Raw genomic sequence first — 25,961 nt, 5'->3', positions numbered from 1 at the left:
ACGGCCCGCCGGCCGCCGTCCATGGGGTCATGACCACCGCAGCAGGGCTCCCGGGCCGCCCTCCGGGAGCCGGCCGCCGGTCGCCTCGGCCGCCGGTGCCACCGACAGGGCCGGGGCGCCCGTGGTCACCGCGGAGCGGATGAGGGCATCGTCCGCGGGGGTCGGCCGGGACTGCTGTTCGCCGGGGATCTTCAGCAGACCGGGTCCTCCCCGGGCAAGCGTCACGGACGGGAGGTGCCGTTCGTGGGGCGTGTCCTCCGTGTGCCGGGAGGTCTCGACGTACACGGAGGCCCAGGACCCCGGATGTTCGTAGAGTGGAGGCAGAAAGGCGAGATCCATGGCTCCCTCCCGGACACCGTTGGGGGTAGTGCTGACCGGGCGGGTACCCGGACCGCATGGACGAACACGACGAGCGGGGCACCACCATGACCGGAGTCGACCCAAGCCGGCTGGACGACCAGCAGCTCATGAAGGAGCTGGAGACGATCCACCGCACGCGCCACGACACCTTGCTGTACGGCTCGACCGACGCGCTGCGGGCCCACAACGATCGCATGGCCCAGCTGGAGGGCGAGTACCTGCGCCGCAACCCGCGGCGCATGGTGTCCGCGGGCCGCACCCGCGAAGGCGCCCGGGACCGCCGGTGCGGGGAGTCGGCGACTCCCCGCACATGACGCGTTGCGCTCAGCGCCGCACCGGCGGGTCCCGGTGACGTGTCCGTCACCACGCCCCGCTCCGCCACCACACCCACGCCCGAGCCGGGCGCGCCCACCGGCGACGGGCGAGTCGCTTGCGCTCTGCCGGGGATCCCATCAGCCGGCCTCCTCGGAGAACACGTGCAGGAACGCGTCGCAGAACGCCTTCAGGTCCTTCGGCCTGCGGCTGGTGATCAGCTTGTTCGGGCCGTTTTCGTCGATCTTCACCTGCTCGTCCACCCAGGTGCCGCCCGCGTTGCGGATGTCGGTGCGCAGGCTCGGCCACGAGGTGAGGGTGCGGCCCCGCACGACATCCGCCTCGACCAGCGTCCACGGTGCGTGGCAGATCGCGGCCACCGGCCTGCCCTGGTCGAAGAAGTCCCGTACGAACGCCACCGCCTTCTCATCCATGCGGAGGAAGTCGGGGTTGGCCACGCCGCCCGGCAGGACCAGGCCGCCGAAGGAGCCGGCCGTGGCCTCGCCCACCACCTCGTCCACGGGGAAGGTGTCCGCCTTGTCGAGGTGGTCGAAGGCCTGGATCTCACCTGACTTGGTCGACACCAGCACGGGCTCGTGGCCGGCGGCCTTCACGGCCTGCCACGGCTCGGTGAGCTCGATCTGTTCCACGCCCTCGCGTGCGGTCAGGAATGCGATACGCATGATGGTTCAACGTCCTTTCGGCGCATGCCAGTTGGCCTCGTCGGCCGTGGAGTACTTGTTGCTGCGGCGGCGATGCCGGCGAGATGGCCGGGGGACGGCGGGCCGCGGTGCGAGACCGGGTACGAACCTGCTCGGCAGCAGCCTCTACGGGAGGTAGCGGGTGGTCATGTCGCCGACGTCGCCCCTGACGCCGGAGCCGATCTCGGCGGCCGCTCCCGGCTCATACGGCGCCCCGGCCGCCCGGCTCCGCCCGGCTGATCTCGGCGAGCGCCGAGTCCGGGTCCTGCGCCTCGGCCAGGTCGCCGAGGCTGACGATCCCGACCGGCAGCCCGTCCTCGACGACCGGCAGCCGGCGCACGGCATGCGCCCGCATCAGCGCGACGGCGGCCGAGACGGGGTCGTCCGGGGCGACGAGCACCGGATCCGGCGTGCACACGGACTGTGCGCTCACCGTCAGCGGATCGGCGCCCTCCGCCACCGCACGCACGGCGATGTCACGGTCGGTGAGCACCCCGACGACCTGCTGCCCGTCGGCCACCAGCACATCCCCGATGTCCTGCGCGCGCATCAGCTGCGCCGCCTCGACAAGTGACGCGTCCGGGCGGACGGCGACCACGCCCGGCGTCATGACCTCCCTGACGAAAGCAGCCGTCACAGTTGGCCTTCCTCCGTTCCTCGGCCGATGCCGACGATTGCCTACGGCCTTCGCTCCCGCCCGGCGCCCACCAGAGCCTCCGCCAGTTCCTGGACCGTGTGGTAGCGGGCCGTGCGGGGGAGGTGTTCCACCGGTTCCAGCAGGGCGTCCGGGGCGTAGGCGCGGCGCAGGGCGCGGGCCAGTTCGCGGGGCCCCGCGGGGAACGCGTGGCGGTTCAGGTGGCGGGCCAGTTCCGTGCGGATCGCCGCCACCGTGGCCCGGGAACGCCCGGGGGTGATCGGGCCGCCCGCGACCTCCGGGTCGTCGTCGGCGGTGGGTTCGGGATCGTGCCAGTCCTCGCTCCGCGTGGGGTGCCCGGACCGGAGCAGACCCTTCAGTTCGTGCTTCATCTCCTCGTCGCGGTGGACGCTCAGCCGGTCACTTCCTCGCTGCATGACTCCCTCCAGATCTTCGGGGGTGGGCACCGCGTACCCGAAGACCGGAGGCCGACACAGGGTTTGCACAGCGAACGACGGGAGACCCGAACTCCACCCCCAACGCACATCCAGGGGAGGGAACGGCCATGGCAGTGCTCGCTGTGCTCATCCCGCTCCTCATGCTCGGCGTAGTGCTGGCACTGGGCCGCTATGAGGAGCTGCTACTGCCCGCGAAGAAGGCCGACCCGAGCGAAGACGCCCTGGCCGGCCCGGCGACGGTGCCACTCACGATCCTGCGGAGCCCTGGCCCGGGCCCGGAAGGGTGACACCACCGTCGGCTGACGGCCACGGGACGGGGTGCCGAAGCCGGGCGTTCTCGGCTCGGCTACCCTCGGCCGGCGAACTGCATTCGAGTCGCCACGGGGGAGACGCCGACGCATGAATACGCCGCCATCGTCACCCGGAGCGGTGCGTACTGACGGATCAGCCGTCCGGATCGGCGTTCTCGTTCCGCTGACTCGGCCCGGCTGGGTCGACGCGGGCCGGCATCTGCTCGCCGGACTCGAGCTGGCCGTTCGCGAGGTCAATGACGCCGGCGGGATCGTCGGCAGGCCGCTCGAGCTGGTGGTCCGGGACACCGCGGCTGATCCACGGCGGGCCGCGGCGGCCGTGGACGAATTGGCTCACCTGGGCGTGGCCGCCCTGGCGGGGGAGTACCACAGCGTCGTCGCTCGCGCCGCGGCCGCCCGGGCCGACGCCCTCGGCCTGCCGTTCCTCTGCTCGTCAGCGGTTCTCGACGCGCTCACCGACGAGCCGACGGAATGGGTCGCGCGCCTTTCCCCGCCGCAGTCCCGCGGCTGGCGGATCTACGCGGACTTCCTCCTCGGCGCGGGCCACAGCCGAATCGCTGTGGCAGCCCAGCCGAGTGTCTACTGGGCAGCCGGGACCCGCATCCTGCGGGACCACCTCGCTCCACGCGGCGGCACCGTCATCGAGCTCGACATGAGCGCGCCCACCCCCGCGGCCGTGTGCGACCAACTCGTCGACCATCGCGCGACAGCCCTCCTGCTCCTGGTCGGCCACCCGGAACCCGCCGTGCCGATCGTCAAGTCCGTCCGCGGCGACCGGCGCCTCGCCGAGATCATGATCGGTGCTCCGGCCGGGCAGCCGGAGTTCGCCGAATGGGCGACGCTGCTGGGCGACGACGGCGCCGGGGTCCCGTTCCTGCGCTATCTGCCCGAGCGCCTCGGCCCGCTCGGTGCACGAGTCGAGGAGACCCTCCGCGAGCGGCTCGACGCAGCGCCCTCCTTCGTCGCCTTCGAGGGCTACGACACGGTCTCCGTCCTCGCCGAGCTGCTGCGTTCGCACGGCACGGACCGGGCGCGCATTGCCGAATCCTGGCCGCGCGTCGCCGTCGAAGGCACCCGCGGGCAGATCCAGTTCTCCCGCACGCCCGGCATCAGCGTCTGGCAATGGGCGGGCACACCCGTCCAAGTCGTCGATCGAGATCCGGCGGAACCCGATCGTTTCCGGATCCGCCACACCGGCTGAGGAGACGGATCAACAGCCGTACCGCACCGGCTACTTCTTCTCCCGCCCCGGCAGGAACTCCTGCACCTTCGCCTTCAGTCCCCGCTGCCGTCGGAAACATGGGCGGGTGTTTGCGGCGAGAGGTCCCGGGCAGGCGCAAGTCCAGTGCTTCGGACAGGAGGCACGTCCGTGGGAGCGGCCCTGTGCCGCCCCGGCCGCGCCTGTCCCGAACGCGCGGCCTCCCTCCCACGGTGACCGTCCAACCCAGAGCACCTTCAAGGGAGTTGCGACGCACCATGCCCACCACAGTGAGCGCGAAGCACCACCCGCACGACGACGCCCCCGACACCGCCGACGCCTTCCGCAAGCTCGCCGCCCTCCCCGACGGGCACCAGCGCGACACACTGCGCGAGCAGGTCGTCGAGGCCTGGCTGCCGATGGCCGACCGGCTCGCGGGACGCTTCCGCAGCCGCGGTGAGAGCTTCGAGGACCTGCGCCAGGTCGCGGCCCTCGGCCTGGTCAAGGCCGTCGACCGGTACGACCCCGCACGCGGCAACGCCTTCGAGAGCTACGCCGTGCCCACCATCACCGGCGAGATCAAGCGGCACTTCCGCGACCACATGTGGACCCTGCACGTGCCGCGCCGGGTCCAGGACCTGCGCAACCGCGTCCGGTTCGCCGGCCAGGACCTCTCCCAGACCATCCCGGGCCGCAGGCCCACCGTCGCGGAGATCGCCGAGCACGCGGGCATGAGCGAGGAGGACGTCCTGGTCGGCCTGGAGGCCCTGGAGAGCTTCACCGCCCTCTCGCTCGACGCCGAACTGCCCGGCAGCGAGGACGGCTACTCCCTCAGCGACGCCCTCGGCTCGGCCGACCCCGCGCTGGACACCGTCGTGGACCGCGAGGCCGTCAAGCCCCGGCTGGCCGCGCTGCCCGAGCGGGAGCGGGCCATCCTGTACATGCGGTTCTTCGGCGACATGACGCAGAGCCGGATCGCCGAGCAGCTCGGGATCTCCCAGATGCATGTGTCGCGGCTGATCAGCCGCTGCTGCACCCGGATGCGGGAGCAGGTCATGCAGGAGGTCGCATAGGGCCCATGGCCAGCGCGACATGGCGGGAGAGCATGTCCATCGCCTGCGCCTCGGCCATCGAGAACGCCAGGCGGGGTCCGCAGCGGAACAGCGTGAGCACCCCGTGAACGGCGCCCTCGGCCTGCAGAGGCACGCACAGCAGTGAGGTGACGTTCGCCTGTACCAGGACGGGGGCGCCCGTCGTGTCCCGGCCGAAGGCGTCCGGGTCCGGCGGGCGGATCTGCAGCACCGGAGATCCGGTCCGCGCCGTCTCGACGACGAGGGGGCACGCGGCCGGATCCTGCGTTTCGAGTACGGCCGCCTCCTTGTCCGAGGGGGCGAGCACTGCCGTACGGGACAGGCGTCCCGCTTCGCCTGCCGTTCCCGCGTCGGCGACCACCCAGTCGGCGAACCTGCCGTGCAGCACGCGTGCCGCGGCCTCCAGAGCGGTTTCGCGGTCCGCGTTCAGCAGGGTCGTGGTCATCGCATCCATCAGGTCCATCAGGGACGCGTGCCGGGTCGCCTCGGCGAGGTCCGGGGTCCGACCCGTCGGCGGGTCCGCCGGCGCGGGGCTGCCGAGACCGCCGGGCTGGAGGACCACCAGGACCGTGGCGCGCGGCTCGCCGCTCGGCTGCACGGCCGCCAGCGTGGCGTGCACCGGGACCGAAGGGCGTTGCTGGAGACGGACGGTGAGGCTGCGGTCGCCCTCGCCGCGGGCCACCGCCGCGGCCTGGGAGCGGAACGCCGCCCGGTCGGCGTGGGCGAGCAGACCGGTCAGCGGACGGCCCGTCGCATAGCCGGCCCGGACGCCGGTGAAGGCGCTCGCCGCGCCGTTCAGCCGCCGTACCACCGTCTCCTTGTCGACCAGTGCGACCGGGAGCGGCAGGCGCTGGAACACGGTGCGCAGCAGGTGCTGTTCCTGGCGGTCCGCGACGGCGCCGGCACGGGGTGTGCCGGATGCCGAGAGCCGCTCGTACCAGGGCAGCAACTGGCCCACCACATGGTCGAGTTCGAAGATCGCCGCATCCAGTACGGTGGGCAGCTCGCCGCCCGACACGCTTCGTGCGGCCTTGAGTTCAGCGATGCGGCGTTCGAAGTCCGCGAGTTCTTCACCGAATTCGTCCGTCTCGGTCATGCCAAGAACCTAGCGCCCCTCGCTCCGACGTCCGCTGTTTCCGGTCCGGGTCAGCGGGCAGGTGCGGGGAAGAGGAGGAGGGCTGCATGTCGGACACGGGGCGTCCCCGCCGCTGGGGAGCGGAGTCTGCCGAGTCCGCCCTTCCGGGGCGGAGACTGTCGGAACTGGCCGAACAGGCCGTGCGCTGCACGGCCGACTGCTGCGGTGCGAGCAGCATGGTCACCGACGAAGGGCCGGAGCGGCCCGCCGCCGTCACCCATCCCGACCTCGCAGCGCTCGTCGCCGTGCAGCTGCGCTCCGGCGACGGGCCCATCCCGACCGCCCTGGAGCGCGGCGAGCCCGCCCGCTCCCCGGACCTGCTGCGCGACGAACGCTGGCCGGAGTACCGCGCCCTGGCGCTCGACTCGGGGGTGCGCTCCAGCGTGACGCTGCCGTTCCGGCGCTCCGGGCTGACCGTCACCCTCAGCCTCTACGGCTTCCGGCCCGGCACTCTGCAGGACGTCCCGCACGGGCCCGCCCGGGCGCTCGGCGACTTCGCCGTGACCTGTCTTGTCCGCGACCGCTCCTACCGCGCCGCCCTCACCGAACTCGACCAGCTGGGCACCGCCCTGCGCTCCCGCCCCGTCGTCGACCAGGCCTGCGGCATCGTCATGCACGTCCTGGCCTGCGACGCGGACGCCGCCTTCGGCGTACTGCGCCGACTCTCCCAGGGCAGCAACCGCAAACTGTCCGACGTGGCGTCGGCGGTGGTGGAGCGGCGGGGGCGGGGGCTGGAGCGGGATCTGGCCGCGCTGAGGAACTGACGTCCGAACAACGGGTCGGGTGTGTCACCCGCTCGGCCGGTTCCGTCCCGCGAATGGGGTCCGGCCGCGCGCGCCGCGCCGCCGTGCGGGCTGTGATGGGCTATGGGGCACGACCTGAGTGCTCCTGAAGTCGCCGGTCGAAGGAGCCCTTCCCATGCGTCGCACCGCCAGTGTCCTGTCCGTCGCGGCTCTGGCCAGTGCCATGGCCGGCTTCGCCGCCTCGGCCGCCTTCGCGGACCCGGTCGCGGAGGTCAGCCCGAGCACGGGTTCCCCGGGCGGCAGCGTCACCGTCTCGGTCTCCTGCGAATCCACCGGCGGCAAGGCCCCCGACACCATCGACGCCACCTCGCAGGCCTTCGAGGAGGGCACCGTCCAGCTGCAACGGGTCCCCGGCAACGACGACAAGGCCTCCAGCACCGCGTACCGGGGCACCGCCCGTATCGCCTCCGCCACGGACCTCGAGGGAGCCGGCCCCGAGCACGTCGGCCCCGAGGTCGGGGGCTCCGAGAGCGGCGGCCTGGAGGACATCGGCCCCGAGCACGCCGGCGAGGGCGAAGCTCCTGAGGGCGTCGGCCCCGAGAGCGTCGGCCCCGAGAGCGTCGGTCCCGACGACATCGGCCCCGAGACCGTCCCCGACTACGGCGGCTCCGAGCACGGCGCCCCCCAGGACACGGGCCCCGCCGCGGCGGGCGGGAACTCCACGTGGACCGTCGAGGGCGACTGCCCGGCGGCGCACGGCGGGAAGGGCAAGCCGTGGAGCGCCACGTTCCACGTCGGCCGCGGCGACGGCGGCGGCAGCACCAAGCCGTGCGGCCAGTCGCACGCCGGCTCCTGCGACCACGACCGGCCCTGCACCGAGCAGCACGACGACTCCTGCGGCGGCGGTGCCGTCCAGCACGGGGTGGAGGCCGGAGCGGGCGGTGCCTTCACCGACTCCGTGCCCGCCCTGGTCGCCGGCGGTGCCCTGATCGCGGCCGCGCTGGGCGGCGCCGGGTACCGGCTGTGGCTCCGGCGCTCCGCCGCGGGCGGCCGTACCGCCGTGTGACGGGCGCAACCGAGCGGACGGCCATGGGGTGGCGGCACCCTGGGTACTCAGAGCCCGAGGGCACGCCCCGCACCGTACGAACCGACCGACACCACGCGCGGAACACGAACCCGCGACCGACGGAACACGGAGCACGGGCACGGCGGAAGACGACCAGGGTCCGACGGCGAGAGACAGGGCACCACGGACTGCGCGGAGGTACGTATGCGGACGGACCCGGAAGGCCATGGCCCGGTCCGCTACGGACCGCCGCTCCCCGAGGACGGGCTGCCCGTACTGCCCGAACTGACCGCCGTGCTCGCCGCCGCGGCGGTACGGTCCGACGGCGAACCCATCGGCGGCGGACCCGCACTGCTCGAGGCCGCGTCCGGCTACTGGGAGCGGCGCGGTCTGGCCGCCGGCCCCGACCGCCTGGTCGCCGGCCCCGGCGCCCCCGCCCTGCTGCTCGCACTGACCGCCGCGCTCGGCGGCGACGTCCTGGTGCCGAGGCCCTGCGCGGCCTGGTGGGCGCCGTACGCACGCCTGTTGGGAAGACCCGTCTTCCATGTCCCGACGCCGGCCGAGTGCGGCGGCGTCCCGGATCCGTACGCCCTCCTGGAGACCGTGCGGAGGGTGCGCGCCGAGGGCGGTGACCCGCGGCTGCTGGTGCTGTCCGTCGCCGACGACCCCACCGCGACCGTCGCCCCGCCCGAGGTGATGCACGAGTGCGTCGAGGCCGCCGCCGGCGAGGGACTGCACCTGGTCAGCGACGAGACCTGGCGCGACACCCTGCACGCCCCGCACGACACCGTGCTGCTCAGCCCCGCCGAGATGCTGCCCGACCGGGTCACCGTCGTCACCGACCTCGCGGGCGCGCTGCTGCCGCCCGGCTGGCCGGCCGCGATCGCCCGCTTCCCGGCCGGCGAGGACGGAACCGACCTCCACGCGCGCGTGCTCGACGTGCTCACCGCGCTCGGCGCCCGTATCGCCGGCCCGGTCGCCGCACCCGCCACGTACGCGCTGGACGAGCCCGAGCCGGTCACCGCGCGCGTGGCCGCCGCCGTAGGACTGCACGCGCGCGTGGCCGCCGCGCTGCACCGCGCCGTCGTCGCGGACGGCAGCCTCGCCCGGCCCCCGCAGGCCGGCCGCCACCTCTACGCCGACCTCGGACCGCTGCGCCCCGCGCTCACCGGGCACGGCGTCGGCGACGCGCAGGAACTGGAGGACTTCCTCGCCGCGCGGCTCGGCATGCCCGCACCCGGCGGCCACCGCTTCGGCGACGAACTCGGCGCGCTGCGCGTCCGCCTGTCCACCGGCCCGCTGCTGGGCCGTACGGATGAGGAACGTGCGGAATGCCTCACATCACCCACGCCGTTGGAACTGCCACATGTGCAACGCGCGTTGATCCATGTGAAGTCGGTCTTCGACGATCTCCGCGACGACGCTCAGCGATGGGAGCCTCCTCGATGACGCAGCAGTCCGAGTCGACCACCACCACGACCACCCGGGAAGCCGACGATCCGGCGTCCACGTCAGCCCTGTCCCCCCTCGCACCCCCCTACCCGCCGCTCGCCGAACCCCGCCCGCCGGGCGAGCCCCGGGTGTGGCCGCGGACCTTCCACGACCGCCTGACCGCCCCGCTGCCCGGCCTGAAGGCCATGGCCCGCTTCGCCCGCGAGGGCTCCATCCGGCCGGGACGCGAGGGGCTGGCCGACATCCCCCGGATCCCGTTCGACCCCGGACCGCTGCCCCGCGTCGACGCCCGCACCGTCGCCGTCTCCTGGGCGGGACACGCCAGTTGGGTCGTCCGGATCGGCGGCCTGACCGTCCTCACCGACCCCGTCTGGTCCCGCCGCATCCTCGGCACCCCCGCCCGCATCACACCCGTCGGCATTCCTTGGAACGCGCTGCGGCACGTCGACGCGGTCGTCATCAGCCACAACCACTACGACCACCTGGACGCCCCCACCCTGCGCCAACTCCCGCGCGACACCCCGGTGTTCGTGCCGGCAGGGCTCGGTGGCTGGTTCCGTCGCCGCCGGTTCACCACGATCACGGAACTGGACTGGTGGGAGGCGGCCGAACTGAACGGCGTCCGCTTCGACTTCGTCCCCGCCCACCACTGGTCCAAGCGCACCCTCACCGACACCTGCCACTCCCTGTGGGGCGGCTGGGTCCTGACCGGCCCGGACGGCCAACGGCTGTACTTCGCGGGCGACACGGGCTACGGCCACTGGTTCTCCCGCATCGGCGAGCGCTACCCCGGCATCGACCTCGCCCTCCTCCCCATCGGCGCCTACGACCCCCGCTGGTGGCTCAGCGACGTCCACTGCGACCCGGAGGAGGCGGTACGGGCGGCCCAGGACCTGGGGGCGCGGCGGATGGCGCCCATGCACTGGGGCACGTTCGTCCTCTCCGCCGAGCCGGTCCTTGAACCGCTCACGCGCGTGCGTGCGGCCTGGGAGAAGGCGGGCCTGGACCGCGAAAACCTGTGGGACCTGCCGGTGGGAGGCTCTCGAGTGCTCGACTAGGCAGTGGTCGTCCGGCGGATGCGCCGCCAGATGCCGGGGGTCGCGCTGATCAGCACGGTCAGCGCGACCGCCGCCACCACGCCCTCCCACGGCTCGTTGAACAGCGATCCGCCCAGGATTCCGATCACCTGGTACGTCGCCGCCCAGGCCAGACAGGCGGGCAGGTTCCCGCGGGCGAACCGCCGCAACGGCCAATCGGCCATCAGGCAGGCCAGCATCACCGGAATCCGCCCTGCCGGCACCAGCCGGGACAGCACCAGGACCGTCACCCCGTGCTCGGCCAACTTCTCCTGCGCCTGCGCCAACCGCTCCTCCGGCGCCCGCCCCCGAATCGCCTCCAGCCACCGCGACCCGTTCTTCGACCTCATCCCACGGCGCCCCAGCCAGTACAGCGCCGCATCCCCGAGGAACGCGGCCAGCGACGCCGTGACGAAGACCAGCGCCAGCGAGAAGGGCGCCGTCTGGTGAAAGGCCACCACGGCGGCCGAACTCACCAGCGCCCCCGTGGGAATCACCGGCACCAGCGCCCCGAACAGCACCAGCAGAAACAGCGACGGATACCCGAGCGCCTGCTGAGTGGACTCCGGCGGCACGGTCGTCGCCGTGGCGGCAAGCCACGTCACCGGGCGACCTCCAGCCGCACGCTCTCCCCGTGCCCGAGCCGGTGCACCGCCACGTCGGGCGCGCGCTCGGCCGCGAGGCGCACGAACTCGTCGCCGGGCGCGTGGAATTCGTGGGGGCGCACGGCGTCCATCCCGATCGGCCAGTACGTGCCGTAGTGCACCGGCACGGCACTGCGCGGCGCAAGACTGGCCAGCGCCTGGGCCGCCCGCCCGGCGTCCAGATGCCCGTCGCCGAGATACGGTCCCCAGCCGCCCACCGGCAGCAGCGCCACGTCGACCGGCCCGACCTCCTTCGCCATGTCGTCGAACAGCCCGGTGTCCCCGGCGAAGTACGTCCGTGCCTCGCCCTCGACGACGTAGCCGAGGGCGGGGGAGCGGTGCGGGCCGACCGGTAGCCGCCGCCCGTCGTGCCGCGCGTGCACGGCCCGTACGACCACGCCGCCGACCGTCACCTGCTCCCCGGGAGCCACCTCGGTCACCCTCAGATAGGTGAGCCGGCGCAGCCCCGGCACCGCCTGGCGCGCGCCCCGGGGCACCAGCAGGTGTGTGCCCTCGGCGAGCCGCTCCAGCGACGGGACGTGGAGGTGGTCGGCGTGCAGATGCGACACCAGCGCCACGTCCGCGCGCCAGGCGTCGGGCGGTGGCACCGCGCCCCGACGGCGGCGCAGATGGGCGAGGCGGCGTGCGAACAGAGGATCGGTGAGCACACGCATGTCCGAGTCCACCACCGTGCAGGTGGCGTGACCCCACCAGGTGATCTCCACCGGCACCTCTTTGCCTCCTTCGCGCGACTCCCCGAAGCCTACGGGCAGGAGTAGGGTCGGCGCCGAAACCCGGAGGTGAGGGGGACGCCATGGGACCGGTGCGCGTGCGTGTCACGGCGATCGCGAGTCTGACGCCGCTCGAGGAACTGGACGCCGACCCCTTTCTGGTGGATTCCCGCAGCCAGCACGCCATGTGCGCGCGCTGGGCGGCCGAGCGAGGCTACATCGTCAGCCGGGAACTCCTCGTACGGGGGCTGCGGGCCGACCACTGCGTGCTGTGGGACGGCGTCCGGCCGGGCGTCGACCTGTTCGTGGCGCCCAGCCGCCGGGTCCTGGAGAGCGCGCTGTCGTCCGTCGAGGAGTTCACCGCGGAGTGCGCGCGGCGCGGAGTGCGGGTGGAGACGGTGGGTTCCGCGGAGCCCCTCTACGACGCACAGATGAAGGCGCGGGTGCACCGACGGCTGTCGATGCCGACCGCCGGGTACGACGGGCGTTGACCCGCCCCTCGCCGCTGGTGACACAACGCGTTGTCCGACCCGTGTGACAGTCTGAGTGGACGCCCGCATCGACGACGGGCCGGGACGTGAGGTGGACTGGGCGTGCGTGGCGGACGTTGGCGGCGGGTCGCCAGCCAGGTGGGGCGGAGCATCACCGTGTGGGCGGTCTCCACGGTCACCATGCTCGTGCTCGCCGGGATCCTGCCCGACTTCCGGCTGCAGTCCGCGGACGGCGAGAGCGCCACCCACATCGCCGTGACCGCCGCGTTCGGCGCCGGTGCCTTCGGTGTGCTGTCGGCCCTGGTCTGGCCGCTGCTCGTACGGCTGCTGCTGCTCGTGCCCGCGCTCGTGCTGGGGCTGCTCGTCTTCGTCCTGAACGGGTCCCTGCTGCTGGTGGCCCTGCGACTCAACCCGTCCAGCAGCGCCGAGGCCGCGCCCGAGACGGCCGTCGTCGTCGCCGCCGTGATGTCCGCCGTCGCCTCCGCCACCGGCGGTGCCCTGGCCGTGCGCGACGACGACGCCTACCGGCGCCGGCTCTACCGCCTCGCCGACCGCCGCCGCAGACGTCTGCCGCCCAGCCCGTCCGCCCCGGGCACGGTCTTCCTGCAACTCGACGGCGTCGGCCACGACGTACTCCTCGCCGCGGTCGGAAAGGGCGTGATGCCCACCGTCGCCCAGTGGCTCGAGGAGGGCACCCACCGGCTCACCCCGTGGCGCACCGACTGGTCCAGCCAGACCGGCGCCAGCCAGCTCGGCATCCTGCACGGCACCAACCACGACGTGCCCGCCTTCCGCTGGTACGACAAGGACAGTCGCGAGGTGACGGTCTGCAACCGCCCGACCAGCGCCGCCGAACTCCAGCGCCGCGCCGTCGAGTTCACCGGCGACGGCGGCCTGCTCACCGTCGACGGCGCGAGCCGCGGCAACCTCTTCAGCGGCGGCGCCGACGAACAGGCCCTGGTGCTGTCCATCGCCACGCGCAGGCGCGGCCGCGAGAACCGCTCCCGGGCCGGCTACTTCGCCTACTTCTCCGATCCGGCGAACGCCGTGCGCACCGCCATGTCCTTCGTCGCCGAAGTCGGCCGCGAGATCGGGCAGTCCACCCGGGCCGTGATCGGGAAGCAGCGTCCGCGGGTCTCACGCGGCGGCCTCTACCCGTTCGTCCGCGCGTTCGCGACGGTCGTCGAACGGGACGTCGTCGTCGCCGCGGTTATGGGCGACATGCTCGCCGGGCGCACCGCCGTCTACGCCGACCTGGTGGCGTACGACGAAGTGGCGCACCACTCGGGGCCGATGAGCCGGGACACCGAGAAAGTCCTCGAACGCCTCGACCGTGCCCTCGCGCTCATCGCGAACGTCGCCGAGCACGCCCCGCGGCCGTACCGGATCGTCGTGCTGTCGGACCACGGACAGAGCCCCGGCGAGACCTTCCGCGCCCGCTACGGTCTCGGCCTCGGTGACCTGGTGCGGGCCGGCTGCGGGCTGCCCGTGCCGCGCAAGGCACAGCGCACCCACAGCGGTGCCGAGGCCCGCGCGGCCGTGCGCGCCGCGCTGCGCCGGCCCGTCGAGGAGGGCGGCGAGCGGCACCGCCCCGCCCGCCGCGCCACGGAGCCGCTGGTGCTGGCCTCCGGAAACCTCGGCCTGGTCTCCTTCCCGGACGTGCCGCACCGGATGAGCAAGGAGGAGATCGACGCCCGCCATCCCGCGCTGCTGACGACCCTCGCCAACCACCCCGGCATCGGCTTCCTCCTCGTACGCAGCGAGGAGCACGGCGGGGTGGTGCTCGGCGCGCACGGGGCGGAGATCCCGCTGGACCAACTCGACGACAAGCCGGGCCCGTTGGAGGCGTTCGGGCCCGGCGCCGCCGACGCCGTGCGGCGCACGCACTCCTTCCCGCACACCGCCGACATCATGGTCAACTCCTTCCACGACCCGGCCGACGGCGAGGTGCTCGCCTTCGAGGAACAGATCGGCTCGCACGGCGGGCTCGGCGGTGCCCAGGGCAGACCGTTCCTGCTGTCGCCCCTCGCCTTCTCGGCGCCGGTCGAGGACGGCGAGGAGCTGGTCGGCGCGGAGCACGTGCACCGCGTCCTGCGGCGCTGGCTGCGCGAGTCGAACGGTCCCCAGGTGCCGCTGACCAAGGAGGAGCAGGACCGGCGGGCCGCCTGAAAATCGGCTGCGCGGAAAGCGGTGTTTGCCCACACTGTTCGAGTCGAACCTTCCTCGAACACTTCTCAGGAGCCGCTGCCTTGCAGGCTGCCGTCACCGTCACTCCCGCCCGTATCCCCGAACTGCTTCTCGGCCTCGCCACCGTGCGGCCGGTCTTCATCTGGGGCGCGCCCGGCATCGGAAAGTCCTCCCTGGTAAGGGACTTCGCCGAGTCGCTGGGCCTGGAGTGCGTGAGCCTGCTCGGCACCCAGCTCGCGCCGGAGGACCTGATCGGCGTCCCGCAGATCCGCGACGGACGGTCCGTGTTCTGCCCGCCGGAGGCGATCGCCCGCGACGAGCCGTACTGCCTGTTCCTGGACGAGCTGAACGCGGCGACCCCGGACGTCCAGAAGGCGTTCTACTCCCTGATCCTCGACCGCCGTATCGGCAACTACGAGCTGCCGAAGGGCTCGATCGTCATCGGCGCCGGCAACCGCGCCACCGACAACGCGCTCGCCCGCCCCGTCGCCTCCGCCCTCGTCAACCGCCTCGCCCACGTCCATCTGGAGGCGTCCGCCAAGGACTGGCTGACCTGGGCCGCGAACAACGACATCCACCCGTGGATCCTCGACCACCTCACCGACCGGCCCGACCACCTGTGGTCCAAGCCGCCCAAGACCGAGGAGCCGTTCTCCACGCCCCGCTCCTGGCACATGCTCTCCGACACGCTGCACTCGTTCGGCCGGGACCTCGACGAGGAGACGCTGAAGGTCCTCGCGCACGGCACGCTGACGCCCGCGCACGCCACGGCCTTCTGCGGCTACGTCAAGATCGTGCGCAGCCAGTTCGGCATCGAGGCGATCATCAAGGGCGACGCCCGCTGGCCGAACCGCATCGAGGACCGCGACCTGCTCTACTACCTCGCCGAGTCCTTCCGCGGCCGCCTGATCAAGGAACTCCCGGTCAGCAAGGAGCACATGTCGGCGAACGGCCGGCAGACCGCGTACCGCGCCAAGTCGCTGCTGGTGCAGCTCGCGGAGATCTCCGTCGAGGTCGCCCAGACCGTCATCGCCTCCGACGCCGACGGCAACCCCGTCCTGCCCTCGTGGTTCCTCATCGAGGCAGCCCGCGACATGCCCCGGCTGGTGGAGGCCCGCCGGTGAGCCGTACCAAGGACAAGGGCCAGAAGAAACGGGACCTCGCGGCCGAGGCGTTCGCCGAGGGCATGCGCCTGGTCAAGGCCAACCCGGCCCTTGCGGCAGTGGAGTTCGACGTCTGCCGGCACGAGGAGTGCGAGGTCGCGCCCCGCGACGGCCTCGTGGTCGTCGACTCCGGCGCCCACCTGCACGTCCACCCGCAGCGCCGGGCCGAACCCGCCGCCTGGGCCTGGGCCCTCGCGCACGCCGTCCTGCACCTCGGCTTCGGACACGTCCCGGCGGCGAAGGGCGAGCGCACCCAGCCGGACCGCTACGACCTCGCCGCACGCTGTGTCGTCGTCAACCGCTTCCTGCTGAACTTCACCATCGGCGAGACCCCCGAGGCGCTCCCCGCCTCCTATCCCGACGGCGACGAGGAGCAACTCGCCGCGCGCTGGCGGCGGGACGGCCTCCCGGCCGCGTACGAGCGCTGCGGTACGGCGGGCGACGAGCCCGACCAGCGGCTCCTGACGTGGCACGGGTACTACGGCCGGCCCCCGGACCACCAGCTGGCGTTCGCGACCGCGCTGACCCGGACCGTGTCGGCGGCGATGGACATGGCGGGCGGCCGCCGCGACTCCCTCAGCGGGGAGCTCGCCCCGCAGCGCCCCTGGCAGAAGGCCCTGAGCTGGTTCATCTCCTCCTACCCGCTGCTCGGCGGCATCGCGGCCGGCATCAGACTCGTCGCCGACGCCGAACTCGCCCGCGCGCACGGCATCTCCGTGGCCGCGGTCAACGCGGAGGCGGGCGAGATCTACATCAACCCGCTCCGCCGATTCGACGACGAGGAGTGGCGTTTCATCCTCGCCCACGAGATGCTGCACGCCGCCCTGCGCCACGGCGACCGCTGCGGCACCCGCGACCACTACCTCTTCAACATCGCCTGCGACTACGTCATCAACGGCTGGCTGTGCGAGATGCAGGTCGGCACGATGCCCGAAGGGCTCCTGCACGACCCCGCGCTCACCGGCCTCTCCGCCGAGGAGGTCTACGACCGCATCGCTGGCGACCTGCGCCGCATGCGCCGCCTGGCCACCCTGCGCGGCAAGGGCGCCGGCGACATGCTCGGCGCCCCGCTGGGTGCGCCCGGCGACTACGTCGACCTCGACGAGTTCTACCGCCGGGGCCTGTGCCAGGGCCTGGACCTGCACCAGCAGCAGGAGCGCGGCTTCCTGCCGGCCGGCCTGGTCGAGGAGATCCGCACCCTCAGCCACCCGCCCCTGCCGTGGGACGCCCAACTGGCCCGCTGGTTCGACGAGTTCGTGCCCAGTCCGCAGCCCGTGCGGACGTACGCCCGCCCCTCGCGCCGTCAGTCCTCCACGCCCGACATCCCGCGCGCGGGCCGCTACTTCCCGCCCGAGGAGATCGCCCGCTGCACCTTCGGCGTCGTCCTCGACACCTCCGGCTCCATGGACCGCACCCTCCTGGGCAAGGCCCTGGGCGCCATCGCCTCCTACGCCGAGGCCCGCGACGTACCGGCCGCCCGCGTCGTCTTCTGCGACGCGGCCCCGCACGACGCGGGCTTTGTGCCGGTCACGGAGATCGCCGGCCGGGTACGGGTCCACGGCCGCGGCGGCACGGTCCTGCAGCCCGGCATCGACCTCCTGCACCGGGCGGACGACTTCCCGCCGGGCGCACCGGTCCTCGTCATCACGGACGGCTGGTGCGACGTGCTGCAGGTGCGGCGCGAGCACGCGTATCTGATCCCGCAGGGGGCACGGCTGCCGTTCACCGCTCGCGGGCCGGTGTTCCGGGTGCAGTGAGCCGGAATGTGATCGGATGGGATCCCAAAGAAACACCCGGAATTCGGAAGGATTCACCGTGGCAACCACGCGCTCCGCACACACCGTCTGGGAAGGCAATCTGATCGAGGGCAGCGGTGTCGTCAACTTCGACTCCTCCGGTGCCATCGCAGCGCAGCCGGTCACGTGGGCCTCGCGCTCCCAGGACGCGAACGGCAAGACCAGCCCCGAGGAGCTGATCGCCGCCGCGCACTCCAGCTGCTTCTCCATGGCGCTGTCGCACGCCCTGAACGGCGCCGGCACCCCGCCCACCAAGCTCGTCACCTCGGCCGACGTCAGCTTCCAGCCGGGAGAGGGCATCACCGGCATCCACCTCACCGTCGAGGGCACGGTCCCCGGCATCGACAACGAGACCTTCGTCGCCGCCGCCGAGGACGCCAAGAAGAACTGCCCGGTCAGCCAGGCCCTCACCGGCACGACCATCACGCTGTCGGCCAAGCTCGCCTGAACCGCAGCGGCACGGGTGCCGGGCGTCACTGCCCGGCACCCCGGCGTGCTGGACGCGGCGGCGGGACGCAGTACCGTGCCCTGCATGGGCGAGAAACGTTCCGAGGACCCGGAGCCGTCCGAGTCGCAGGGCGGACATGCCGCCGAGCGCCTGCGCCAGTTCCTGCACGCCCGGCAACCGGTTCAGGATGCGGATCCGGCCACCCCCGAAGAGGGCGCGGACGACGTTCCACCGGCGCACGAAAACGGGGCAGAGGAAGCCCAACCCCACCGGAACGACTCGTTGTTGGCACCACCCGACACCCCTGATCCCAGCGACACCGAGGCCGATTGACAGCGGTCGACGCCGGTGGGATGGATGAGGGGCGGAGCGCACGGGGGTCTCCCGTAAGCACGCACCACGCCGGCGGACCGGCAGATGCCGCGCCGGCATCGGGGGAGGTGCAGTCATGCGTGGGCCGAACGATCCCGAACCACATGAGCCCCAGGACGCAGAAGGCAGCACAGCCGAAGGCGGCTCCGCCGGACGACCGGGCCGCCCGCCCGGCGGCAAGGCACTCGCCCGGCTGGTGCAGGAACTGACCCGGGCCGGTCTCGCCGAACAGGCCGCCTCCCAGGTCGCACTCGCCGCGCCGCAGCTCGACGCCGACGGGACGAACGCCCTGATCGAACGCGCCGTCGGGCCTCGGGCCGAGCCCACCGCCCCGGAGCCGGGCGGCGTCGCGGCCGAGTACCAGCAGACGGCCGAGGCCCTCGCCGGGCCCGCCGCGGTCGGCCCGGCATGGCGTTCGCTCGGGCCGTGGACGGTGCCCGGCGGGCAGACGTACGGCGCGAGCCGCGTCAACGTCTCCGGCCGCGTCTCGGCCATCGCCACCGACCCCGGCAACGCCGCACATCTGCTGGTCGGCGCCGCGAACGGAGGCGTCTGGGAGAGCCACGACCGCGGGGCCTCCTGGGCGCCGCGCACCGACGACGCGGCCACCCTCACCGTCGGCGCGCTCGCCTTCGACCCGGCGAACGCCTCGACCGTCCTGGCGGGCACCGGCGAGGGCAACTGGTGGTCCTGGCTCGGCACCGGAGTACTGCGCTCCACCGACGGCGGCACCAAGTGGTCGCCGCTGGCCACCACCCCCTTCGTCGGGCAGGGCTTCTACGACCTGGCCTTCGACGCCTCACGCGGCGGCACGGTGCACGCGGCGACCACCGGCGGCCTGTACGTCTCGACGGACGGCGGCGCGACCTGGACCCGGCGCCGCTCCACCCGGACCTGGTCGCTGTCCGTCGCGGGCGGCGAGGCACTCGCGGCCTGCCAGGACGGACTGTTCCGCTCCACCGACGGCGGCACCACCTGGACCGCCGTCACACTGCCGGGCGCACCGGCCTCCTTCGACCGGCTCGCCACCGCGATCGCCCGTTCCGACACCACGGTGGCCTACGCCTGGGGCGCCACGGGCACCACCGCACGGCTGTGGCGGCGCGCCGGCGGCACCTGGTCGGCGGTGACACCTCCGCCCGGTGTCTCCACCGGGCAGGCCTGGTACGACTGGTTCCTCGCCGTCGCCCCCGACCGGGCGAGCCGGATCTACCTGGGCGCCATCGAGGCCTACCGGGGTGATCTGTCCGGCACGACCTGGACCTGGCAGACCATCTCCAACAAGGGCGCGACCGGCGACTCGATCCACCCGGACCAGCACGCCATCGCCTTCGAGAGCGGCAGCCCCGACGTGATCTACGTCGGCAACGACGGCGGCCTGTTCCGCAGCCCGGACCGGGGCGTCACCTGGCAGCACCTCAACAACGGGCTGACCATCACCGAGTTCGAGTACCTCGCCCAGGACTTCGGCTCCTCGCGCTGGGTGATCGGCGGCACCCAGGACAACGGCACCAACCGCTGGACCGGGTCGCCGGTGTGGACGCACTCCCAGGACGGCGACGGCGGCGACATCGCGGTGAACCGCAACGATCCGCGCACCGTGTTCCACACCTTCTTCGGCATGAGCCTCGAGAGGTCCGTGAGCCGGGGCGACCCGGGCAGCTGGACCAACGTGTCCCCGTCCGCCGGCGAGGGCTCGCTCTTCTACCCGCCGGTGGAGACCAGCGCCACCAACGGCACCACGGTCGCGCTGGGCGGCGGTGCGCTGTACGTGTCGCGGGACAACGCGGCCAACTGGACCCGCCTGGCCTTCCCGAGCGCGGCCACCGCAAGCGCCATGTACATCCCGACCGCCGACCACATCCTCGTCGGCACCACCGACGGCCGCCTCTACCGCACCACCTGGTCGGGCACCGCCTGGGGCGCCCTCGGCGCGCTGACCGCACCGCGCACCGGCGCCTGGATCAGCGACATCCACGCCGACCCCGCCGACACCAACCGTCTGTGGGTGACGCACGCATCCGTCGGCGGCGGCCGCGTCTGGCAGTCCACCGACGGCGGCAGCCACTGGACCGACCGCTCCACGACCGGGCTGCCCGGCCTGCCGCTCAACGCCGTCGAGGTCGATCCGCGCAACCGTGCCCGCATCTGGGTCGCCGCCGACCTGGGCGTGTACCAGAGCACCGACGAGGGGGCGAGCTGGCAGCAGTTCGGCACCGGGCTGCCCAACGCGTTCGTCGGCGACATCGTCCTGCACCCGCATGCGCGCGTGCTGCGTGCCGGCACCCGCAACCGGGGTGTGTGGGAGGTGCCCGTCGACGGCTGGATGACCCAGCCGGTGTGCGGCACCCAGTGGACCGGCACGCTGGCGGCGGGCGCCAGCCAGCGCTGGTTCACCTTCAACTGGCCCGCGACCTGGCACGTCCTGTGGACGGTCATGCCGGCCACCGTGCGCCCCGGCGCGCCCCAGATCAGCTGGACCACCCAGGTGGAGCGCGCCTCCAACGAGTACGTCACCTACTGGATCACCGTCAGGAACCTCACCCAGGAGCCGGTCTCCTTCGAGGGCCGCTACGAGATCCTCAGCCGCTACTGAGACCGCCGACGTCGAGATACGTCGAGAGGGGAACGGTCATGTGGACCAACACCCAGTTCACGGGCACCCTGTCGCCGGGCGCGACCCAGCGCTGGTTCACCTTCAACTGGCCCACGTCCTGGCACGTCGTCTGGTACATGGTGCCCACCTCACCGGCGCCCGGCGCCCCGCAGGTCGACTGGGACGTCGCCGTGGAGCGTGCCTCCGCCGACCGGGCCACCTACTGGATCACCGTCAAGAACCTCACCCAGAACACCGTCACGTTCGAGGGCCGGTACGCCGTCCTCAACTGACCCCGGCCGGCCACGGTCGGCGGAAGGCAGGACACCCATGCGCATCACCATCGAAACCGGCACACCCGAACAGCCCGTGTCGGTCTCCACGACGGACGAGACAACGCAGAGCGCCGTACCGGCAGTGGACGCGGGGCCGGCCCCCGTGGGCCTGACCGCGAGCGGCGGTCTGGTGCAGGAGCCGCCCGCCTTCACCGAGCTGCCCCGGCAGACGGACGCCGGCGGTGCGCTGTCGGCCGGAGCGGCGCCCGCCGAGGAAGAGGTCGGACCATGAGCAACGAGCTGTTCCCGATCGCGGCCGGTGTCGCCCTGGGCCTGTTCATCGCCCTGCTCCGTCCCGGGCTGCCCCGCTGGGCGGGGGCCGCGCTCGCCGTGGCGCTCGGCGTCGTCGCCACGGTGATCAGCGGGGAGTTCGAGATCGGCTGGGAGTTCCTGCTGATCGACATCCCGCTGGTCGCCGGCTCGGCCGTGGCCGCAGCCGTCCTCGTACGCCTCGTCAGGCGACGGACCGCCGGAACCTGACCCCTTCCGGCCACCGCGTCCCGGGGCCGCCCCATTGACAACAGCGCACTCAAGTTTTGTGCTGGAGTCTGAGATGTGCCCTGGCGGAAGGGGACGGAGATGGCACGTGCGGTCGGGATCGATCTCGGGACCACGAACTCCGTGGTGGCCGTCCTGGAAGGCGGTGAACCGACGGTCGTCGCCAATGCGGAGGGGGCCAGGACCACACCGTCGGTCGTGGCCTTCGCAAAGAACGGGGAGGTGCTCGTCGGCGAGGTCGCCAAGCGGCAGGCCGTGACGAACATTGAGCGCACCGCGCGCTCGGTGAAGCGGCACATGGGCGACGCGAGCTGGCGCTTCCCGGACCAGGGCGCCATCGACGGGACGCGCTACCGGGCGCAGGAGCTGTCCGCGCGGGTCCTGCAGAAGCTGAAACGGGACGCGGAGTCCTACCTCGGCGAGGACGTCACGGATGCGGTGATCACCGTACCGGCGTACTTCGACGACTCGCAGCGGCAGGCGACCAAGGAGGCCGGGGAGATCGCGGGCCTGAAGGTCCTGCGGATCATCAACGAGCCGACGGCCGCGGCCCTCGCCTATGGGCTCGACCGCGGCGAGGAGCAGACCGTGCTGGTCTTCGACCTCGGCGGCGGCACCTTCGACGTGTCGCTCCTCGAGATCGGGGACGGCGTCATCGAGGTCAAGGCCACCAACGGCGACACGCACCTGGGCGGCGACGACTGGGACCAGCGGGTCGTCGAGTTCCTGGTCAAGAAGTTCCAGGGGCAGTACGGCATCGACCTCGGCAAGGACAAGATGGCGCTGCAGCGGCTGCGCGAGGGCGCCGAGAAGGCCAAGATCGAGCTGTCGAGCTCGTCGGAGACGACGATCAACCTGCCCTACATCACCGCCTCCGCCGAGGGGCCGCTGCACCTCGACGAGAAGATGACCCGCGCCCAGTTCCAGGAGCTCACCGCCGACCTCCTCGACCGCTGCAAGACCCCCTTCCACCAGGCCGTCAAGGACGCCGGCATCAAGCTCGCCGCGGTCGACCACGTCATCCTCGTCGGCGGCTCGACCCGGATGCCCGCGGTCACCGACCTGGTCAAGGAGCTCACCGGCAAGGATCCGCACAAGGGCGTCAACCCCGACGAGGTCGTGGCCGTCGGCGCGACCCTCCAGGCCGGCGTCATCCGCGGCGACGTCAAGGACGTCCTGCTGCTCGACGTCACCCCGCTGTCCCTGGGCATCGAGACCAAGGGCGGCATCATGACGAAGCTCATCGAACGCAACACGACCATCCCGACCCGGCGTTCGGAGATCTTCACCACCGCCACCGACAACCAGCCCTCGGTGGGCATCCAGGTCTACCAGGGCGAGCGTGAAATCGCCGCGTACAACAAGAAGTTGGGCGTCTTCGACCTCACGGGTCTGCCCCCGGCCCCGCGCGGGGTGCCGCAGATCGAGGTCGCCTTCGACATCGACGCGAACGGCATCATGCACGTGTCGGCGAAGGACCTGGCGACCGGCCGCGAACAGAAGATGACCGTGACCGGCGGCTCGGCGCTCCCCAAGGACGACATCGACCGCATGATGCGGGAGGCCGAGCAGTACGCCGAGGAGGACCGGGCGCGCCGCGAGTCCGCCGAGACCCGCAACCAGGCCGAGCAACTCGTCTACCAGACCGAGAAGTTCATACGGGACAACGAGGACCGTATCCCGGCCGACACCAAGGCGGAGGTCCAGGAAGCGGCCACGGAACTCAAGGGGCTCCTGGAGCGCAACGCCGACACCAACGAACTCCGCACCGGCGTCGAGAAACTCGCCACCGTCAGCCAGAAGATGGGCCAGGCCATGTACTCCCAGGCCGAGCAGCCCCCGACCGACGGCGGCGGCACCGAGCAGCACACCTCACCGCAGGACGAGGAGGGCGTGGTCGACGCGGAGATCGTCGACGAGGACAAGGACGCGAAGGGCGGTGCCGCCTGAGGTCCGTCCGCCGCCCGGGGCCCGGCCTCGGGCGGCGGCCCGTCCCACGGCGGCTCAGACCAGACTCGTCAGGCTTCTGATGGCCTCCTGGGCCCACTCCTCCGCCCCCGCGGTCGCACCGGCCGCGGCACCGGCCGCGACGGGGGCCAGCGCTCCCCTCAGGCCGTTCAGCGCGCGGCGGAACCTGCCGGGTTCGGGAGCCTCACCGCCGGTGATCTCGTCGAGCACCTCCTGGGCCGCGGCCTCGGTGTCCTCGCGGTCCTGCGGCGCGAGGCCGGCCCGGGGCAGCTGCCGCAACAGGTCGCGAACCAGCGCCGCGAGCGCCTCGTACCCCGGGGCGACCGCGCTGTTGTTCTGCTGCTTCTGGTCGACCCTCTCGTTGTTCCAGGCGAACTGGGAGTTCGAGACGGCGCCGTGGATCACGGGTCCGTCGTAGTTGTTGACCTGATGCGGTTCGCTCATGCGTCGGCTCCGTCGGTATGGGTCTGCTGCTGGACGACGTTGGCGTTGTTCCATGCCAGGTTGGCATTCTGGACCGTGCCGTTGATGACCGGTCCGTTGAAGTTGTTGATCACTGTTGTCACCGGGGGAGGGGCCGGTTCGGTGGGCCGCTCGACGACCCGCCGCGAGGTGCGGAGCGAGACCAGTTCCACGAGACCGTTGTGCAGTACGGCCGCGTCCTGCTCCTCGCCCGTCACCGAACAGTCCACCAGCCGGCCGCCGGCCGAGCCCTCGAAGGACACACCGGTGGCGCAGTCGTGGAAGTGACTGTCGGCCACGTCCACATACACGGAGTCCCGGCAGCTGAGGCCGAGCCTCGCTGAGCCGGTGACGGTGAGGTTCCGCGCGATGAACGTCGCCTTGCCCGCGGCGACGGCCCCACTCTTGTTCATGGCTGTCGCGGTGCAGTCGTCCACCAGCAGCTGGGACTCCTCGACGGCGCCGAAGCCCACCGGCCCGCGCTCCGCCGAGACCCGCCTGAGCTTGACCCGGGACTTGCCGCCGGCGGCGACCGCCGTCATGTCGAAGTCGTGGATGCTCGAGTCGGTCAGCTCGGCCGTCGTGGCCGCATCGCCGAGTGTCTCCAGTCCCGCCGGGCAACCGGCGACGCGGATCTCCTCGAACACGGCGTTGGATCCGTCCCGGACCCGCAGGGCCAGGTTGGTCAGGCCCTGTACGTCGACCCGAGCGAAGTGACCCCGGGACTTCTCGATGACCGCGATGCCGACGTTGCCTCCCGAGATGCGGCAGCCGGTGACCCGCGGCGCACCGCCCTTGGACGACAGCACGGATACGACGCGCGCGTCACGGATCTCGCAGTTCTCGAAGGTGCCGAGGCCCGCGGAGTGGACGGTGATGCCCGTCTCGCGGCAGTCGGTGAACACACAGTCGCGCACCACGGGATCGGCACCGTTCGACACTGCGATCCCGTACTCCGCGTCGTTGACGCGCGTGCCGTGCACCGAGCCCCGCGACTGCTCGACGAACATGAGGCCGTCCTCGTGCACGCCGTTGATCGCGCAGTCCGTGACGGTGAGTTCCGCCCGCGCGTCCGCGCAGAGGGCGGCCTTCCGCGTGCCGGTGAGCTCGCACCGGGCGACGCGAGCCCATGCTCCACTGACCCGTACGCCGTGCAGCGCGCTGCCACCGATCCAGCTGTCCTGGACCGTCACCCGGGCACCCTCGATCACCGCCACCGCGTTGTCGACGGCGTCGACGAACCGGCACCGCTCGACGTTGCCGGAGGCACCGGCGAACAGGGTCCGGCCGTAATGGAACTGGCTGTCCGTCAAGTTCACGGTGGTGTTCCGCCTGGCGTGCAGACAGACACCGTCGTGGGCCCGGACCTCCACCCGGTCCAGAGTGAGGGTGCCCGTACGGCAGTCGACGGCGTCGGCGCCGCGGCCGACCAGCACCAGCCCCCGTACCGTCACCGAGCCGGAGGCGTCGAGCACCTTGCCGTGGGGTGGGCTCACCACCACGGTGCCCGGATCACCGCGCGCGACCAGCTCGACCGCGCCGCGCACCGCGAGCGTCTCCTCGTAGTGACCGGCCGTGATCTCGACTCGCGCCGATCTGCTGCCCTCCGCAGCACGCAGCGCGGACGTGATGTCGGGGTAGGTCCGCCAACCCCCGTGCTGCGAGACCACGTACCGCTTGGGCATGCCCGCTTTCCCCCGCCGCGCTCACCGGAAGCATCGATCGTTCGCAGC

At 72.5% G+C, this 25,961-nt stretch carries 28 protein-coding genes; 19 read left to right on the top strand and 9 right to left on the bottom strand.

Annotated elements, in window-relative coordinates; translation table 11 throughout:
- Positions 1–27 precede the first annotated feature (27 nt).
- Positions 28–339 carry a hypothetical protein gene (locus ACFY1L_RS04205; RefSeq protein ID WP_388819015.1) on the bottom strand — a complete coding sequence of 104 codons (312 nt, stop codon included), beginning with the start codon at positions 337–339 and terminating at the stop codon, positions 28–30.
- A 56-nt stretch (positions 340–395) separates the two neighbouring features.
- Here ACFY1L_RS04205 and ACFY1L_RS04200 point away from each other — a divergent pair, with 56 nt between their 5' ends.
- Positions 396–674 (top strand): DUF6158 family protein, encoded by a 279-nt coding sequence (locus ACFY1L_RS04200; RefSeq protein ID WP_388817851.1) that lies wholly within the window; start codon positions 396–398, stop codon positions 672–674.
- A gap of 138 nt (positions 675–812) precedes the next feature.
- Here the strand turns inward: ACFY1L_RS04200 and ACFY1L_RS04195 are convergent, their stop codons facing one another.
- The 3 genes from ACFY1L_RS04195 to ACFY1L_RS04185 form a co-directional block, all read right to left on the bottom strand.
- Positions 813–1,355, bottom strand: coding sequence for a type 1 glutamine amidotransferase domain-containing protein (locus ACFY1L_RS04195; RefSeq protein ID WP_388817849.1), 543 nt, complete (start codon positions 1,353–1,355; stop codon positions 813–815).
- A gap of 220 nt (positions 1,356–1,575) precedes the next feature.
- On the bottom strand, positions 1,576–2,010 hold the full coding sequence (locus ACFY1L_RS04190) for a CBS domain-containing protein (protein ID WP_388817846.1): 435 nt from the start codon (positions 2,008–2,010) through the stop codon (positions 1,576–1,578).
- 41 nt (positions 2,011–2,051) lie between these two features.
- Positions 2,052–2,444, bottom strand: coding sequence for a DUF2795 domain-containing protein (locus ACFY1L_RS04185; protein WP_388817843.1), 393 nt, complete (start codon positions 2,442–2,444; stop codon positions 2,052–2,054).
- Positions 2,445–2,572: 128 nt separating this feature from the next.
- On the opposite strand from ACFY1L_RS04185, the gene ACFY1L_RS04180 reads away from it, so the two are divergent.
- The 3 genes from ACFY1L_RS04180 to ACFY1L_RS04170 all read left to right on the top strand — a co-directional run bounded on the left by ACFY1L_RS04180 (position 2,573) and on the right by ACFY1L_RS04170 (position 5,047).
- On the top strand, positions 2,573–2,752 hold the full coding sequence (locus ACFY1L_RS04180) for a hypothetical protein (protein ID WP_388817841.1): 180 nt from the start codon (positions 2,573–2,575) through the stop codon (positions 2,750–2,752).
- Between the two features lie 112 nt (positions 2,753–2,864).
- Positions 2,865–3,977, top strand: coding sequence for an ABC transporter substrate-binding protein (locus ACFY1L_RS04175; RefSeq protein WP_388817838.1), 1,113 nt, complete (start codon positions 2,865–2,867; stop codon positions 3,975–3,977).
- A 275-nt stretch (positions 3,978–4,252) separates the two neighbouring features.
- Entirely contained in the window at positions 4,253–5,047 is a 795-nt protein-coding gene (locus ACFY1L_RS04170) for an RNA polymerase sigma factor SigF (RefSeq protein ID WP_388817835.1), read from the top strand.
- On the opposite strand, the gene ACFY1L_RS04165 is transcribed toward ACFY1L_RS04170, so the two are convergent.
- Complete coding sequence (locus ACFY1L_RS04165) at positions 5,028–6,161, bottom strand: GAF domain-containing protein (RefSeq protein ID WP_388817832.1); 1,134 nt, start codon at positions 6,159–6,161, stop codon at positions 5,028–5,030. The genes ACFY1L_RS04170 and ACFY1L_RS04165 overlap by 20 nt on opposite strands.
- Before the next feature lie 86 nt (positions 6,162–6,247).
- Here ACFY1L_RS04165 and ACFY1L_RS04160 point away from each other — a divergent pair, with 86 nt between their 5' ends.
- The 4 genes from ACFY1L_RS04160 to ACFY1L_RS04145 all read left to right on the top strand — a co-directional run bounded on the left by ACFY1L_RS04160 (position 6,248) and on the right by ACFY1L_RS04145 (position 10,519).
- Positions 6,248–6,964: an ANTAR domain-containing response regulator gene (locus tag ACFY1L_RS04160; RefSeq protein WP_388817829.1), complete on the top strand. Its 717-nt coding sequence runs from the start codon at positions 6,248–6,250 to the stop codon at positions 6,962–6,964.
- Between the two features lie 154 nt (positions 6,965–7,118).
- Positions 7,119–8,009, top strand: coding sequence for a hypothetical protein (locus ACFY1L_RS04155; protein ID WP_388817826.1), 891 nt, complete (start codon positions 7,119–7,121; stop codon positions 8,007–8,009).
- A gap of 204 nt (positions 8,010–8,213) precedes the next feature.
- Positions 8,214–9,458: an aminotransferase class I/II-fold pyridoxal phosphate-dependent enzyme gene (locus ACFY1L_RS04150; protein ID WP_388817823.1), complete on the top strand. Its 1,245-nt coding sequence runs from the start codon at positions 8,214–8,216 to the stop codon at positions 9,456–9,458.
- Positions 9,455–10,519, top strand: coding sequence for an MBL fold metallo-hydrolase (locus tag ACFY1L_RS04145; RefSeq protein ID WP_388817820.1), 1,065 nt, complete (start codon positions 9,455–9,457; stop codon positions 10,517–10,519). The genes ACFY1L_RS04150 and ACFY1L_RS04145 overlap by 4 nt, the downstream gene beginning before the upstream one ends.
- Here the strand turns inward: ACFY1L_RS04145 and ACFY1L_RS04140 are convergent.
- Positions 10,516–11,142: a DedA family protein gene (locus tag ACFY1L_RS04140; protein ID WP_388817817.1), complete on the bottom strand. Its 627-nt coding sequence runs from the start codon at positions 11,140–11,142 to the stop codon at positions 10,516–10,518. The two genes, ACFY1L_RS04145 and ACFY1L_RS04140, sit on opposite strands and share 4 nt — an antisense overlap.
- Complete coding sequence (locus tag ACFY1L_RS04135) at positions 11,139–11,912, bottom strand: MBL fold metallo-hydrolase (protein WP_388817814.1); 774 nt, start codon at positions 11,910–11,912, stop codon at positions 11,139–11,141. Before ACFY1L_RS04135 ends, ACFY1L_RS04140 begins: the two co-directional genes overlap by 4 nt.
- 83 nt (positions 11,913–11,995) lie before the next feature.
- Between ACFY1L_RS04135 and ACFY1L_RS04130 the strand changes: the two genes are divergently transcribed.
- The 11 genes from ACFY1L_RS04130 (at position 11,996) to dnaK (ending at position 23,748) form a co-directional block, all read left to right on the top strand.
- Positions 11,996–12,403, top strand: a complete 408-nt coding sequence (locus tag ACFY1L_RS04130; protein ID WP_388817811.1) for a hypothetical protein — start codon at positions 11,996–11,998, stop codon at positions 12,401–12,403.
- A 156-nt stretch (positions 12,404–12,559) separates the two neighbouring features.
- Positions 12,560–14,572 carry an alkaline phosphatase family protein gene (locus tag ACFY1L_RS04125; protein ID WP_388818932.1) on the top strand — a complete coding sequence of 671 codons (2,013 nt, stop codon included), beginning with the start codon at positions 12,560–12,562 and terminating at the stop codon, positions 14,570–14,572.
- Between the two features lie 80 nt (positions 14,573–14,652).
- Positions 14,653–15,714 carry an ATP-binding protein gene (locus ACFY1L_RS04120; protein ID WP_388817808.1) on the top strand — a complete coding sequence of 354 codons (1,062 nt, stop codon included), beginning with the start codon at positions 14,653–14,655 and terminating at the stop codon, positions 15,712–15,714.
- A 62-nt stretch (positions 15,715–15,776) separates the two neighbouring features.
- The gene (locus ACFY1L_RS04115; RefSeq protein WP_388818929.1) at positions 15,777–17,510 is read left to right on the top strand and encodes a hypothetical protein; all 1,734 of its coding nucleotides are present in this window, start codon (positions 15,777–15,779) and stop codon (positions 17,508–17,510) included.
- 58 nt (positions 17,511–17,568) lie between these two features.
- Positions 17,569–17,997, top strand: a complete 429-nt coding sequence (locus ACFY1L_RS04110; protein WP_388817804.1) for an OsmC family protein — start codon at positions 17,569–17,571, stop codon at positions 17,995–17,997.
- A gap of 84 nt (positions 17,998–18,081) precedes the next feature.
- Positions 18,082–18,330, top strand: a complete 249-nt coding sequence (locus ACFY1L_RS04105) for a hypothetical protein (RefSeq protein WP_388817801.1) — start codon at positions 18,082–18,084, stop codon at positions 18,328–18,330.
- Positions 18,331–18,445: 115 nt separating this feature from the next.
- Positions 18,446–20,965 (top strand): hypothetical protein, encoded by a 2,520-nt coding sequence (locus ACFY1L_RS04100; protein WP_388817798.1) that lies wholly within the window; start codon positions 18,446–18,448, stop codon positions 20,963–20,965.
- Between the two features lie 38 nt (positions 20,966–21,003).
- The gene (locus tag ACFY1L_RS04095) at positions 21,004–21,258 is read left to right on the top strand and encodes a hypothetical protein (protein ID WP_388817795.1); all 255 of its coding nucleotides are present in this window, start codon (positions 21,004–21,006) and stop codon (positions 21,256–21,258) included.
- A gap of 37 nt (positions 21,259–21,295) precedes the next feature.
- Complete coding sequence (locus ACFY1L_RS04090) at positions 21,296–21,532, top strand: hypothetical protein (protein WP_388817793.1); 237 nt, start codon at positions 21,296–21,298, stop codon at positions 21,530–21,532.
- Positions 21,529–21,780, top strand: a complete 252-nt coding sequence (locus ACFY1L_RS04085; protein ID WP_361263548.1) for a hypothetical protein — start codon at positions 21,529–21,531, stop codon at positions 21,778–21,780. The genes ACFY1L_RS04090 and ACFY1L_RS04085 overlap by 4 nt, the downstream gene beginning before the upstream one ends.
- 99 nt (positions 21,781–21,879) lie before the next feature.
- Complete coding sequence (gene dnaK / locus ACFY1L_RS04080; RefSeq protein WP_388817789.1) at positions 21,880–23,748, top strand: molecular chaperone DnaK; 1,869 nt, start codon at positions 21,880–21,882, stop codon at positions 23,746–23,748.
- Between the two features lie 54 nt (positions 23,749–23,802).
- Here dnaK and ACFY1L_RS04075 read toward each other — a convergent pair whose 3' ends face one another.
- Positions 23,803–24,210, bottom strand: coding sequence for a hypothetical protein (locus ACFY1L_RS04075; protein ID WP_388817786.1), 408 nt, complete (start codon positions 24,208–24,210; stop codon positions 23,803–23,805).
- Entirely contained in the window at positions 24,207–25,913 is a 1,707-nt protein-coding gene (locus ACFY1L_RS04070) for a right-handed parallel beta-helix repeat-containing protein (protein ID WP_388817783.1), read from the bottom strand. The genes ACFY1L_RS04075 and ACFY1L_RS04070 overlap by 4 nt, the downstream gene beginning before the upstream one ends.
- Positions 25,914–25,961 lie beyond the last annotated feature (48 nt).

This window comes from Streptomyces sp. NPDC001663, from assembly GCF_042893105.1.
In the GTDB taxonomy this organism is placed as follows: Bacteria; Actinomycetota; Actinomycetes; order Streptomycetales; family Streptomycetaceae; genus Streptomyces.
Note: the sequence above shows the minus strand (reverse complement) of the source record. Positions and strands in the feature narration are given on the sequence as shown.